This is a genomic window from Cellulomonas sp. NPDC057328, assembly GCF_042667215.1.
Taxonomy (GTDB): Bacteria; Actinomycetota; Actinomycetes; order Actinomycetales; family Cellulomonadaceae; genus Cellulomonas.
Genome location: NZ_JBHUZW010000007.1, coordinates 1 through 13354, shown reverse-complemented (window position 1 = coordinate 13354; position 13354 = coordinate 1). Strand labels below are relative to the sequence as shown.

Here is a 13354-nt window from a genome sequence, read left to right as displayed (position 1 = left end):
GCACCGCCCGCGGCGCGCCCACCGCCGCGGACCACGACGGCGCCCGTCCCTCGCACGAGGGGCGAGCGCCGTCGTCCCGGGGCGCGGTGGACGCCGTCACGCCGGCACGACCACCTCGCTGCCGTCCACCACGGCCGTCGCGGCTACCTCGTACGCCCGCGGTGTGAGCGCCAGGTACGTCAGCCCGCGCTCGCTCGCGCGGTGCTCGACGACGTCGTACCCGCGCGGCACGGCGTCGGTGCCGAACAGGCGCCGCCCGTGCCCCACGGTCACGGGCGCGATCAGCAGCCGGTACTCGTCCACGAGCCCCGCCTCGTGCAGGGACGCCGCCAGCCGGGCGCACCCGTGCACCTGCAGCTCGCCGCCCTCACGCGCCTTCAGCGCGGTCACGGCCTCGACCAGGTCGCCCTCGACCCGCCGGGAGCCGGTCCACTCCTCGCCGCCCAGCTCGGTGGACGTGACGACGTGCTTCGGCAGCGTGTTGAGCGCCACCGACGCCGGGTCGCCGTCGGTCACCTGCGGCCAGTACGCGCGCATCAGCTCGAAGGTCGTGCGCCCGAACAGCAGCTCGGTCGTCCGCGCGAACCACCCGCCGACCACCTCGCCGAACACCGGGTCGTCGGCGAACGGGATGACCCAGCCCCCGGCGGTGAACCCGTCGCTCGTGTCCTCGTCGGGTGCTCCCGGCCCCTGCACCACGCCGTCGAGCGTCATGAACTCGTGCACCGTCAGCCGCATCGCGCGCCTCCCGTCGTCGTCCTCGTGCCCCTACCGACCCCCGGCACGGGTCGTACTCATCGGGGCCGGCGTCCCCGGGGCCGCAGGGCCCGAGCACCGTCGGTACGGGACGTGCGGCCGACCTCGTCGTCGGTGCACGGCCTTTCGGGGCCCGCGCCGGGCCGGGCGGCTACCGTCTCGGACATGGCCGCCCCGTTCGACGTCCCCCTCGACGAGCTGCGCACGCGCCGGTCCTCCAAGTGGGCCACCTACCCGCCGGACGTGCTGCCGGCGTTCGTGGCCGAGATGGACGTCCGGCTGCCCGAGGCGGTGGTCCGTGCCGTCACGGACGCGCTGAGCAGCGGCGACACGGGGTACGAGGTCGGCAACGGCTACGCCGAGGCGTTCGCGGGCTTCGCCTCGGAGCGGTACGGGTGGGACGTGCCGGTGGCGGCGTGCCGACCGGTGCCCGACGTCATGCTCGGCATCGTCGAGGTGGTCCGCGTGCTCACCGCGCCGGGCGACGGCGTCGTCATCAACCCGCCCGTGTACCCCCCGTTCCGCGAGTTCCTCGCCCACGCCGGCCGGCGCGTCGTCGACGCGCCGCTGGGCGCGGACGGCCGCCTCGACCTCGAGACCCTCGACCGGGCCTTCGCCGGGGCGACGGCGTACCTGTTGTGCCACCCGCACAACCCCACCGGCACCCTGCACACGCGGGACGAGCTGGCGGCCGTCGGCGAGCTCGCCGCGCGGCACGGGGTGCGCGTCGTCGCGGACGAGATCCACGCACCGCTCGTCGTCGGGGACGCCCCCTTCGTGCCGACGACCACGGTGATCCCCGACGCGGTGGCGCTGCACTCGGCGTCCAAGGGCTTCCACCTGGCCGGCCTGAAAGCCGCGGTCGCGGTGCCCGGGCCCGGCGCGACGGCCGACCTCGCCCGCGTGCCCGAGATCGTCGGCCACGCCGTGAGCCACGTCGGCTCCGTCGCGCACCAGGCGGCGTTCCGCGCGGGCGGGCCCTGGCTGGACGAGGTGCTGCCCGTGCTGCGGGAGAACCTCGCGACGGTGGAGCGGACGCTCGCCGACCGTCTGCCGTCGGCGCGCTGGCGCGTGCCCGAGGCGACGTACTTCGCCTGGCTCGACCTGCGCGACACCGCGGCGGTCCGCGCGAGCGGCACGGAACCGGTCCGCCTCCTGCGGGAGGAGGGCCGCCTGGCGACGCAGCCCGGCCCGACGTTCGGCTCGGGCGGCGAGGGACGCGTCCGCCTCAACCTCGCCTGCTCACCGACCACCCTGACCGAGGTCCTCGACCGCCTCACGAGCACCCTCGGCTGACCCGGAGCCGCGCACGCGACGCGCGCGGTGGCCGCGCGGCCCGCACGGCCGCACCCGGCGGGCACGGCGTCCGGCGCGACGCGACGGGACGGGACGGCGGCCTCCCGTCAGGTTCGCGTCGCGGTGGTGCCCCGCCCGCGCCGGCGCAGGCCCCGGTGCAGCAGGACCCCGGCACCGGCCGCCGCGACCGCCGCACCGACGGGCAGGAGCCAGGCCGGTGCGGCGTCGGCGCGGGCGCCGGGGGGAACGGTCGCACCTCCGCCCGCCATCGCGCTCCGCGGGTCGGTCGGCGGCGCCTGCACGGCGGGGGCCCGGGCGGCATCGCCGTGGCGCGCCTCGAGCTGCTCCTGGAACTGCTCGACCGGCACCCGGGACGCGATCTCGGCCCGGCTGCTCTCCGACAGCGGCGCGATCCCCTGCGGCACGTGGAGGAAGTACGCGTCGAGAGGTGCGTCGAACACCACGGTGGCGTCGTCGGGCAGGGCCTGCAGCGCGGCGGCCAGCGACGCGTCGTCGTCGAAGAACGCGAGGCCGACCCGCCCGCGGTCGCGGAAGGCGCTGACGACGCCGACCGGTTCCCCGCCCCGCGTCAGCGGTGCGACCCACTGCTCGAGCGCGGCCGTGGGCGCGGCGCCCGTCGTTCCGGCGATGAACTCCCGCGTCCAGGCGGTCAGCGCGACGGGCGTCCCGACCTGCACGCCGACGTACCCGATCACCGCCTCACGGTCGGTGGTGACCGCCCCTTCCTGGCTCTCCGCGATCAGGGCCGCAGCCTCGTCGGCGAACCACGTGACGGCGTCGGCAGGGACGACCGGCGGCTCGGCGGCCGACGGCGGGGCGACGAGCAGGGCCGTGGTGCCGGCGACGGCACCGGTCAGCACGGTACGGACGACGGCTCGTGCGGTGGTCGTCGTCCTCACCCCCGTGCCCTCGGTCCACCACGGCGGTCACGCCGGTGGGAGGAGTGTTCACCCGGGGGCGACGGCTCCACAAGGACGGTGGCCGCCGGCGCAGCGACGGCCCCGCTCCGGGCGGGAGCGGGGCCGTCGTGGGGGACCGTCGGGGACCGTCGGGTGCGGCCGTCGTGTCAGGCGGTCGCGTCCGCCGGCTGGGCCTCGACGTGGCCGGCCTCGATGGACGTCGGCCGGGCGCCGTGCTGCACCTCGATGCGGCGCGGCTTCGCCTCCTCCGCGACCGGGATCGTCAGGGTCAGCACGCCGTCGGCGTACGTCGCCGAGATGCGGTCGAGCGCGAGGCCGCGGCCCACGGTGAGCTGCCGGGCGTACGTGCCGGACGGGCGCTCCTTCGCGAGCCACTGCACGTCGTGCTCGGTGCGGCCGGACCGCTGCGCACGGACCGTCAGCGTGCGGTCCTCGACGTTGACGTCGATCGTGCCCGGGTCGGCGCCCGGCAGGTCGACGTGCAGCACGTAGTGGTCGCCGTCGCGGTACAGGTCCATCGGCATCGACGCCGACGCGCGGTCGGCCGCGAAGACCTGCGCGAGCACGCGGTCCATCTCCTGGAACGGGTCGAAACGAGTAGCCACGCCCCTCACCTCCTCGACGTGGGGCCTCGGACCTCCCGGGCCCCGGTGCGTCCCGGTGCCCTCCGGCACCGGTGGCTACAGGCAGATATCTAGCACTCTCGGGTCGAGAGTGCCAGCCCTCGCGACACGCTGTTCGCGCACGGAGAACGCCTCGCGCGGACGTCGGGGGACGCCCGCGCGCGGCCTGCGGGAGCGGGGTGGGGAGGTCGGACGGGACGGGTCAGGCGCTGCGGCCCATGCCGGGTCGCGCGTCCGTGCCGGCGCCCGGCCCCGAGCCCGGGAACGTCGCGACGAAGGCGCTCAGCCCCTCGACGATCCGCACGTCGGCGTCCAGCCACGGCACGTCGTGCCACTGGCCCTGCGGGAGCCAGCGGAGCTCGTCGTGCTCCACGAGCGGCTCGGGCTCGCCCTCGACGATCTCCGCGAACCACAGCCGCATGACGTACCGGTCGGACAGGCGCCAGGCGCCGTCGTCGGGCCCGAGGAGCTCGACGCCGAGGCCGACGCGGACGCCGAGCTCCTCGCGGAGCTCGCGGTGCAGCGCCTCCTCGGGCGACTCCCCGGGGTCGACCTTGCCCCCGGGGAACTCCCACCTGCCGGCGAGGCTGGCCGGCGTGGCACGGCGCGCCGCGAGGAGGAGGCGCGGGTCATCGAGGTCGTCGACGACGGCGGCGGCCACGACGAGGACGGGCGGCGTCATGCGGGCAGTCTGCCAGGCACGCGTCACGGCCGGGTCACGAACCGGGCCGGACGGGCCGCAGCCGCACGCGCCCCCGTCCGACGTCCGCTCACCCCCGGCGGACGTCGAGCGGGTCGTGGGACCGCACCCGGAGGGTGGTGCGTCAGCGGATGCCGTGCGCGACCGCCCAGGCGACGGCCTCGGCGCGCGTGGAGGCACCGATCTTGCGGTAGACGCTACGGACCTGCGACTTGACCGTGTTGCGCGTGACGAAGAGGCGGGTGGCGATCTCCTCGAGCGTCACGTCCTCGGCGAGCTCGGCCAGCACGACGCGCTCGCGCCGCGTGAGCGAGTGGCCGGTGAAGGTCGCCGCGGTCTCGCGGGTCTCCAGCATGCTCATGATGTCCTCCGGTGGGCGGCGGGGTCGGACCGTCCGACCCCGCGAGGGCTGCGTACCGGATGAGAGGGACGTGCGACGGTCCTATGACGGGACTTTCGCCACCAGTTCTCTCCGACCACCGACGGTTCCCCCCGCGGTGCCGATCGCTGCACCGAACAAGACGGTCCGGGACCCGCTCTGATACACGCAGGTCACGGTCCGTCGCCAGCACTGTGCGCCCGATCACCCGTTCGGGGCAAGCACCCGTCAGGTGGAGACCACCGATCGATCACCCGTCCGGAGCAGTCGGGTCCGATTCGTCTGGGAGGTCTCACCCACGGCCGCCCGCAGGTGGCGTCAGGGGTTGAGCGCGCCGTACTCCTCCGCGGACAGCAGCGGGCCGGTCTCCGCGACGTCGACCCGCAGCAGCCAGCCGGCGCCGTACGGGTCGGCGTTGACCACGGACGGGTCGTCGACGACGCCCTGGTTGACCTCGACGACGGTGCCCGTGACGGGCGAGTACAGCTCCGAGACGGACTTGGTCGACTCGATCTCGCCGATCACCGAGCCGGCGGTCACGGTGTCGCCGACGCCCGGCAGCTCCACGAACACGATGTCGCCGAGCGCCTCGGCGGCGACGGACGTGATGCCGACGGTCGCGGGCGACCGGTCGTCGATCCACTCGTGCTCGGCGGTGTACTGCAGCGTGACGGGCAGCTCGGCGGCCATGGGTGCTCCTGTCGGGGCGAGGTCGGGTGCGGGCGGTGCGGGTGGTGCGGGTGCGGCGGTGGTGCGGCGGTCGCGCGGGCGCGCGACGTCGTCACCGGGGACGACGGTAGAAGGGCAGCGGCACGACGCGCACGGGTTCGCGCCGACCGCGCACGTCGACGGCCAGCTCGGTGCCCTCGGCGGAGACCTCGGGCGTCACGTACGCCATCGCGACGGGGTGGCCGAGCGTCGGCGAGGGGGCGCCGGACGTGACGGTGCCGACGGCGGGTGCGTCGGTGGCCGTCGAGGCGTGCACCGCGTACCCGTGCCGCGCGGCACGGCGGCCGAGCCCCTGCAGCCCGACGAGCACCCGCGCCGGCGCGGAGGCGGCCCGGGCGGCCAGGGCGTCGCGGCCGACGAACGGCAGCGGCGTGCCGTCGGCGTCCACCTTGTCGAGCTTCACGACCCGCCCGAGGCCCGCGTCGTGCGGGGTGGTCGTGCGGTCGAGCTCGTTCCCGTACAGCGGCATGCCGGCCTCGAGCCGCAGCGAGTCGCGGGCGGACAGCCCCGCGGGGACGGTGCCGTACGGCTCGCCCGCGGTGAGCAGCGCGCGCCAGAGCGCCGGCGCCGCGTCGGCGGGCAGGAAGAACTCGAACCCGTCCTCGCCCGTGTAGCCGGTCCGCGCGACGAGCACGGGCACGTCGTCGAACCGCATCGGCAGGCACGCGTAGTACCTCAGCGTCTCCGGCGTGACGCCGGCCGGGGCGTCGGGGTCCGCGGCCAGGCCGGGCGTCGCGAGGACGACCTCGAGGGCGCGCGGCCCCTGGACGGCGACGAGCCCGGTGGCGGCCGACCGGTCGGCGACCTCGACGTCCAGCCCGGCCGCCCGCGCGCGCAGCTCGCCCAGCACGGTGACGTGGTTGGACGCGTTCGCGACGACGAGGTACTCCTGCTCGCCCGTCCGGTACACGACCAGGTCGTCGATCACGCCGCCGTCGGGCTGGACGACCATCGTGTACCGCGCGCCGAGCACGCGCAGCGACGACAGCGTCCCGACGAGCGCCAGGTCGAGGAACCGTCCGGCGTCCGGCCCGGTCACCGCGATCTCGCCCATGTGCGACAGGTCGAACAGGCCCGCGGCGGTGCGCACCGCCGTGTGCTCGGCCAGGTCGGACGTGTAGCGCAGCGGCATCTGCCACCCGGCGAACGACGTGAGCGCGGCGCCGAGGGCCACGTGCTCGTCGTGCAGCGGCGAGCGCAGCCCGCCGGTCTGCTCGCCCGTCGGCCCGCCCGTCTGCTCCGTCACGGCTGCCTCCGTCGTCCCGTCCGCCCCGCTCACGCCAGGTCCCCGTCCGCGAACGCCTCGACCGGCGGGCACGAGCACACGAGGTTGCGGTCGCCGCGCGCGCCGTCGATGCGCCGCACCGGCACCCAGTACTTGTCCGTCCGCAGGCTCGCGAGCGGGTAGGCGGCGGTCTCGCGGCCGTAGGTGTGGTCCCACGCGTCGGCCGTCACCGATGCGGCGGTGTGCGGTGCGTTCCGCAGCGGGCTGTCCGCGAGGGGCCAGCGGCCGTCCTCGACGGCGTCGATCTCGGCGCGGATCGCGACCATCGCGTCGACGAACCGGTCGAGCTCGGCGAGGTCCTCGCTCTCGGTCGGCTCGACCATGAGCGTGCCGGCCACGGGGAAGGACAGCGTCGGCGCGTGGAAGCCGTAGTCCATGAGCCGCTTGGCGACGTCCTCGGCGGTGACGCCGGTGGCCTTGGTGATCGGCCGCAGGTCGAGGATGCACTCGTGCGCGACGAGGCCGCCCGGGCCCGTGTAGAGCACCGGGTAGTGCGGGGCCAGGCGCGCGGCGACGTAGTTGGCCGTGAGGACGGCCGTCTCGGTGGCCGTCCGCAGGCCCTCGGCCCCCATGAGCGCGACGTACGCCCATGAGATCGGCAGGATCCCCGCCGAGCCCCACGGCGCCGCCGACACCGGCGCGACCGGCGCCGCGGCGCCCTCCCCGCCGGGCCGCGGGTCACCGGGCAGGAACGGCACGAGGTGCTGCGCGACCGCGACCGGCCCGACGCCGGGGCCACCGCCGCCGTGCGGGATGCAGAACGTCTTGTGCAGGTTGAGGTGCGACACGTCGCCGCCCAGCTCGCCGGGCCGCGCGAGGCCGACGAGTGCGTTGAGGTTCGCGCCGTCGATGTAGACCTGCCCGCCGGCGGCGTGCACGAGGTCGCACACCTCGCGGACGTGCTCCTCGTAGACGCCGTGCGTCGAGGGGTAGGTGATCATGATCGCCGCGACGCGCGGGCCGTGCTGCTCGAGCTTGGCGCGCAGGTCGGCGAGGTCGACCTCGCCGTCCTCGGCCGTCGCGACGACGACGACCTTGAGGCCCGCGAGCGCGGCCGACGCGGCGTTGGTGCCGTGCGCGGAGGCGGGGATGAGGCAGATGTCGCGGTGCTCGGCGCCGGGCGTGCGCCGGGCCTCGTGATACGCGTGGATCGCGAGCAGGCCGGCGAGCTCGCCCTGCGAGCCGGCGTTGGGCTGCACCGACACCGCGGCGTAGCCGGTGATCTCCGCCAGCCAGCGCTGCAGCTCGTCGACGAGGGCCGCGTAGCCGTCCGTCTGGTCGTGCGGCGCGAACGGGTGGATCGACGCGAACTCCGGCCAGGAGATCGGCTCCATCTCGACGGTCGCGTTGAGCTTCATCGTGCACGAGCCCAGCGGGATCATCGTGCGGTCGAGCGCGAGGTCCTTGTCGGACAGGCGACGCAGGTAGCGCAGCATCGCGGTCTCGGAGCGGTACCGGTGGAACACCGGGTGCGTCAGGTAGCCCGTCGTGCGCGTCAGGTGCGCGGGCAGGTCGGCGGGGCGCGCGCCGACGAACCCGAGGGAGTACCGGCCGGCGGCGTCCGGCTCGAGGGTCGTCGCGCCGCCCTCGGCGAAGGCGAGCGCGACGCGCAGCAGGTCCTGGTCGGTCGTCGTCTCGTCGCACGCGACCTGGACGTGGTCGGCGTCGGGCGCGTAGAGGTTGACGCCGCGGGCGGCGGCCGCGCGCACGACGTCGGCGGCGCGGCCCGGCACGACGGTGCGGACGGTGTCGAAGAACTCCGCGTGCGCGACGGTCACGCCGGCGGACGCGAGCACCTCGGCGAGCGTGACCGCGTGCCCGTGCACTCGGCGCGCGATCTCCCGCAGCCCGTCGGGACCGTGGAAGACGGCGTACATCGACGCGACGATGGCGAGCAGCGCCTGCGCGGTGCAGATGTTGCTCGTCGCCTTCTCGCGACGGATGTGCTGCTCGCGCGTCTGCAGCGCGAGGCGGTACGCGGGGGCGCCGTCGGCATCGACCGAGACGCCGACGAGCCGGCCGGGCAGCGTCCGCTCGAGGCCCTGGCGGACCGCCATGAACGCCGCGTGCGGGCCGCCGCCGAACAGGGGCACGCCGAACCGCTGCGCCGAGCCGACCGCGACGTCCGCGCCCAGCTCGCCCGGCGACGTCGCGAGCGTCAGCGCCAGCAGGTCGGCCGCGACCGTGACCAGCGCACCCCGCTCCTTCGCGGCCGCGACGACCGGGCGCACGTCGCGCAGCGCGCCCGACGCACCGACCTGCTGCACGACGACGCCCACGAGCGGGCCCTCGACCTCGGGCAGGCCGTCGGTGAGGTCCGCGACGACGACGGGCAGGCCGACCGCCGTCGCCCGGCCCCGCGTGACGGCGAGCGTCTGCGGGAAGAGGTCCGCGTCGAGCACGACCGTGCCGGTCGACGCCTTCGACGCGCGCCACATGAGCGCGACGGCCTCCGCGACGGCGGTGGCCTCGTCGAGCAGCGAGGCGTTCGCGACGTCGAGGCCGGTGAGGTCGGAGACGACGGTCTGGAAGTTCAGCAGCGCCTCGAGGCGGCCCTGCGCGATCTCCGGCTGGTACGGCGTGTACGCGGTGTACCAGGCGGGCGACTCGAGCACGTTGCGGCGGATCACCGGCGGCGTCACGGTGTCCGAGTAGCCCTGCCCGATCATCTGCGTCATCACGCGGTTGCGGCCCGCGAGCGCGCGCAGGTCCGCGAGCACCTGCTCCTCGGAGCGGGCCGGCGGCAGGTCGAGCGGGCGCTGCGTGCGGATCGTCGCCGGGACGGCCGCGTCGACGAGCGCGTCGAGGCTGTCGAAGCCCAGCGTGGCGAGCATGCGCGCCGTCTCGTCGCCCCGGGGGCCGATGTGGCGGTCCGCGAAGTCGCGGGCGGCGGGCGCGTGCGGCGGCGCGGGTTCGCCGGCGGGCGGGGTGGTGGCCAGGTGCTGCACGTCGAGGTCGGTCACTGCGGCTCCACGGGGGTGGGCCGGCGCGGACGCCGGCACGGGCAGGGGCCTCCCCGCTCTGTCATCCGCACACCCGTGGGGGCACGACCTGAGAGTTTTGCCGGTCCGCCATGAGCCCTCAGTCGCGGTGCTGAGGGGCTCCGGGGCGCGCCGGCTTGCACCGTCGGTGGGCGCCGGGGGTGCCGGCACCGCTTTCCAGAGTTGCCTGGCCACGGCGGTACGGGGGCCTGAGAGATTCCCGGGGAGGGCTTGCTCCTTCGGCGTCCCGCCTCGGCGCCCTGACGGGCGCCGGCGGGAGCTCTCCCGCCGCGGTTCGAGCAGCGTGTTCAGTTGTGGCTCGCTTCACGTCCAGCGTACGGCACGGTGCGCCCCCGGCCCCGACGCGAGCTCGCAGGGTTCATGCGAGGTCGCGGGAGCACGCGAGGTGGCGGGGAGCACGCGAGGTCGCGGGGATCATGCGAGGTCGCTGGTTCCAGCCCACGACCTGGTCGGCAACCCGCTACCTCGCCGGTGGCCCGTCGGTGGGGCGGGCGTGGTCAGGGTTGGTGGGGTCGCGGTCGGTGGGGCGGTGGCGCGGCCGGCATGCCGTGTGCGCCCAGGTCATCCCTTGACGCGAACCGCCCAGGACGACACGATTCGGTCGACCCACCTTCTACGTCGGTGTAGAAGGGCCGGACCTGCATCGACGCGGTGCGGGCACTCCCCGTCCCTCCGCTGCCGACATCCGAAGGGGCCGCTTCTACACCGGTGTAGGGCGGTGGGTGCACACGTGGACGCCGCCGGCGCCCACGTCCTTCCGGGGGAAGGGGCAGCGGTGCGACACCTCGACGTCGAGGCCGGCCGCCTGCGTCGCCGCTCCGGTCGGCGACACAGGAGGAATCGATGGGGATGACTCGCCAGGGGCCAGCGCGCCCACGTGCAGGACAGCCCGGTGCAGGACGGCGCGGTGCAGGGCAAGGCCGTGCAGGGCATCGCCGCGCGGCGGCGGTGACGACCGGGGCCGCACTCGTGCTGGGTGCGGTGGTGGTGGTGCCGCCCGCGACGGCGGCCGACGAGCGGCCGGCGGCGGACCCGTGGGTCTCGACGATCCCGGAGGGGTACCACCGCTTCACGGCGCCGCAGGCGGCGGTAGAGGAGATCCTCGGCTCGCGCCCGCAGGGGCTCGAGCTGCGGGGCAACATCGGCCCGAGCGGCACGTGGTCCGACCTCGCGATGGACCCGAGCGGCTCCGACTACCAGACGACGGTCGGCCCGCTCGAGCCCGGCCTGTACTACTACACGTACACGGCGACGTGGCCGGACCGGACCAAGAAGTCGTTCCGGCAGCCGGACACCCCTGTCGCGGTCACGTCGCACCCGGAGTGGAGCACGCTGTTCGTGCCCGGGCCGTCGGTGCAGTGGATGGCCGACCTGCCCGCCGGCGGCGACGTGCGCGAGCTCACCTACGACAGCCCGGTGACCGACGACGCGCGCACCTCGCTGGTGTGGACGCCCCCGGGCTACGACGCGGACCGCGCCGAGCCGTACCCGGTGCTGTACCTGCTCGCCGACGGCGACCAGTCGGCGCGCGAGTGGTCCGAGCTGGGCCGCGTGCCGCAGGTGCTCGACAACCTCGCCGCGGAGGGCCGGCTCGAGCCGATGGTCGTCGTCATGGCGGAGGTGGGCGGGTCCGACGCGCGCGCCGAGCTGCTCGACGGCGTCGTCGCGGCGACGCAGGACGCGTACCGCGTGTCCGACCAGGCGGACGGCCAGGCCGTGGCCGGCATCGGGGACGGCGGCTACCAGGCGCTCAACGTGCTGCGCACCGACCCCGGCGTGTTCGGGTCCGTCGGGTCGTTCTCGGGCCGCCTGCGCGGGTCGATCAGCGGCTCGGTCGCGCGCGCGATCAACGACGGCACGGACCTGCTGCGCGTCTACGTCGGCAACGTCCTCGACCCGGCGTACGACCAGAACGAGGCGCTGCTGCGCACGCTCGAGGCGGCCGGCGTCGAGCACCAGTTCGACGGCGTCGACCCCGACTCGGGCGGCACGTGGGACACGTGGCGCGAGGGGCTGCGGGACTTCGCGTCCCGCGTGTTCCGCGACGGCGTCGACGGCGGCCCGCGCGCGGGGCACCTGCCGCTCGACCGCCCGTCCACGCCGCCGCCCGCGGGGTCGATCACGACGCCGCACGTCGACGAGAACGGCATCGTGACGTTCGAGACGGGGACGCAGTGGGCCGACGCGAAGGACGTCACCGTGTGGGGCAACTGGGCGCCCAACGGCGCGTGGTTCCGCGTGCCGATGACGAAGGTCGGCGACCGCTGGCGCCTGTCGATGGGCCCGCTCGACGGCTTCTACTACTACCGGTACGTCGTCGACGGCGTGGACCAGAAGGACCCCGCGGACACGGTGAACACGCTGACCGGCGTGAGCCCGCTGTTCGTGCCGGGCGAGACGGACCGGATGCTCGGTGACGTGCCCGCCGGCCGGGGCGGCGACCTGTCGGTGCTGACGTACGCCAGCGCCGTCGCCGGTGAGGAGCGCTCGGCCTACGTCTGGACGCCGCCGGGCTACGACGCGGAGCGCGCCGAGCCCTACCCCGTGCTGTACCTCAACCACGGCGGCGGGCAGAGCTGGGGCGACTGGGTCGAGGTCGGCCGCGCCAAGCAGATCCTCGACAACTACTCCGTGGACGGCACGATCGTCCCGATGGTCGTCGTCATGGGCAACGGCAACGTGCCCGACTTCCCGGCGGAGCTGCTCGAGAACATGGCGCCGGCGGCGCGCGCCGAGTACAACATCGCGTCCGACGCTGCCGGCCAGGGCATCGCCGGCCTGTCGATGGGTGCGATGAACACGCTGAACACGTGGCTGACCCGCCCGGGGCAGTTCGGGTGGATGGCCGCGTTCTCCGGCGGGCTGTTCTTCAACACCCCGGAGTTCGACCCCGCCGCGGTCAACGCCGAGACGCGCCTGGCGCGCGTCTACACCGGTGACGTCACCGACTTCACCTACCAGCACACGATGAACCTGCTCGACCTGCTGGAGGCGAACGGGATCGAGCACGAGTTCGCGGGGGTCACGCTCGGCCCGCACGGGTTCGACACGTGGCAGCGCAACCTCATCGACCTGCTGCCGCGCCTGTTCCGGCCCGAGACCGGGGCGGGCATCCCGCTGCGGGCCGTCGTGCCCGAGGGCGAGCAGGGCGTGCTCGCGCTGTCCGTCGCGGACCACGGCGACGGCGTGACGCTGGGCGCGGCCGGGAACGCGGGCGACCGCCTGCGGTTCACGGGCGCGCTGCCCGCCGTGACGGTGACCGACTCGCGGTCGGTCGCGCAGGCCGGGGCGAGCGGCTGGGCGGTGAGCGGGCAGGCGTACGCGTTCACGTCCGGCACGCGCCTGCTCGACGCGCAGCACCTGGGGTGGCGCCCGCGCGTGGAGACCCCGCGCGCCGGCGTCACGGCAGGTGCGGGGCGTGCGACCGCGCTCGGCGGCGGCGAGGGCCTGGCCGTGCCGGGCCGGCTCGCGTCCGCCACGCCCGAGGGACGGTTCGGCTCGGCGACGCTCGGGGCCGACCTCGTCCTCGAGCTGCCGGTCGACACCGCACCCGGCACGTACGAGGGCACGCTGACCCTCTCCCTGTTCCCCGTCGACTGACGACGGGGACCGACCGCCGGCGCGCGGCGGGGCACCCACCGGG

Annotated in this window: 10 protein-coding genes and 1 riboswitch; of the genes, 2 read left to right on the top strand and 8 right to left on the bottom strand. The window is 75.3% G+C overall.

The window, feature by feature from the left end; genetic code table 11:
* Positions 1–96: 96 nt before the first annotated feature.
* Complete coding sequence (locus tag ACFUMH_RS02530; protein ID WP_378199891.1) at positions 97–738, bottom strand: dihydrofolate reductase family protein; 642 nt, start codon at positions 736–738, stop codon at positions 97–99.
* A 183-nt stretch (positions 739–921) separates the two neighbouring features.
* Between ACFUMH_RS02530 and ACFUMH_RS02525 the strand changes: the two genes are divergently transcribed.
* Entirely contained in the window at positions 922–2052 is a 1131-nt protein-coding gene (locus ACFUMH_RS02525; protein ID WP_378199888.1) for a MalY/PatB family protein, read from the top strand.
* 107 nt (positions 2053–2159) lie between these two features.
* Here ACFUMH_RS02525 and ACFUMH_RS02520 read toward each other — a convergent pair whose 3' ends face one another.
* The 7 genes from ACFUMH_RS02520 to gcvP all read right to left on the bottom strand — a co-directional run bounded on the left by ACFUMH_RS02520 (position 2160) and on the right by gcvP (position 9672).
* Complete coding sequence (locus ACFUMH_RS02520; protein ID WP_378199885.1) at positions 2160–2972, bottom strand: hypothetical protein; 813 nt, start codon at positions 2970–2972, stop codon at positions 2160–2162.
* Between the two features lie 167 nt (positions 2973–3139).
* On the bottom strand, positions 3140–3598 hold the full coding sequence (locus ACFUMH_RS02515) for an Hsp20/alpha crystallin family protein (RefSeq protein ID WP_378199882.1): 459 nt from the start codon (positions 3596–3598) through the stop codon (positions 3140–3142).
* Between the two features lie 220 nt (positions 3599–3818).
* Complete coding sequence (locus ACFUMH_RS02510; RefSeq protein WP_378199880.1) at positions 3819–4298, bottom strand: (deoxy)nucleoside triphosphate pyrophosphohydrolase; 480 nt, start codon at positions 4296–4298, stop codon at positions 3819–3821.
* Positions 4299–4440: 142 nt separating this feature from the next.
* A complete protein-coding gene (locus ACFUMH_RS02505; RefSeq protein ID WP_378199877.1) occupies positions 4441–4677 on the bottom strand; it encodes a LuxR C-terminal-related transcriptional regulator in 237 nt (78 codons plus the stop codon).
* A gap of 336 nt (positions 4678–5013) precedes the next feature.
* Entirely contained in the window at positions 5014–5385 is a 372-nt protein-coding gene (gene gcvH / locus ACFUMH_RS02500; protein WP_378199874.1) for a glycine cleavage system protein GcvH, read from the bottom strand.
* A gap of 91 nt (positions 5386–5476) precedes the next feature.
* The gene (gene gcvT / locus ACFUMH_RS02495; protein WP_378199871.1) at positions 5477–6670 is read right to left on the bottom strand and encodes a glycine cleavage system aminomethyltransferase GcvT; all 1194 of its coding nucleotides are present in this window, start codon (positions 6668–6670) and stop codon (positions 5477–5479) included.
* 29 nt (positions 6671–6699) lie between these two features.
* Complete coding sequence (gene gcvP / locus ACFUMH_RS02490; protein WP_378199868.1) at positions 6700–9672, bottom strand: aminomethyl-transferring glycine dehydrogenase; 2973 nt, start codon at positions 9670–9672, stop codon at positions 6700–6702.
* 205 nt (positions 9673–9877) lie between these two features.
* A riboswitch (glycine riboswitch) is annotated at positions 9878–9988 on the bottom strand.
* 671 nt (positions 9989–10659) lie between these two features.
* On the opposite strand from gcvP, the gene ACFUMH_RS02485 reads away from it, so the two are divergent.
* On the top strand, positions 10660–13311 hold the full coding sequence (locus ACFUMH_RS02485) for an alpha/beta hydrolase-fold protein (RefSeq protein WP_378199865.1): 2652 nt from the start codon (positions 10660–10662) through the stop codon (positions 13309–13311).
* The last annotated feature ends 43 nt before the right edge of the window (positions 13312–13354 follow it).